This is a genomic window from Rhodococcus sp. F64268, from assembly GCF_023015605.1.
In the GTDB taxonomy this organism is placed as follows: Bacteria; Actinomycetota; Actinomycetes; order Mycobacteriales; family Mycobacteriaceae; genus Rhodococcus.
The window spans coordinates 1-267 of record NZ_JALKAI010000051.1; the positions used below are offsets into that span (position 1 = coordinate 1).

Sequence of the window (267 nt, forward strand, 5' to 3'; positions counted from 1 at the left end):
TTTCGCGGATCAGCCGAAGAGCGAGCTTGTGGTGATGATCCAACCGCGTCTCGCGCACCTTCCGGTGCGCCGCGGCAACCTTTCGGCGGGCCTTGTCCCGATTCTTCGACCCTTTCATGGTGCGCGAGTAAGCCCGTTGGGCGCGGACCAGCCGACGTTCCTTCGACCGCAACCAGCGGGGATTGGCAATCTTCTCGCGGGTCCCATCGTCGTAAACGATCGCCGCGACCGACTCGAGTCCGACGTCGATGCCCGCGCATCGGGTCG

Annotated in this window: 1 protein-coding gene; it reads right to left on the bottom strand. The window is 64.8% G+C overall.

Annotated elements, in window-relative coordinates:
* The coding region (locus MWU77_RS24510) for a transposase (RefSeq protein WP_247275037.1) at window positions 1-267 on the bottom strand (267 nt) is incomplete at both ends.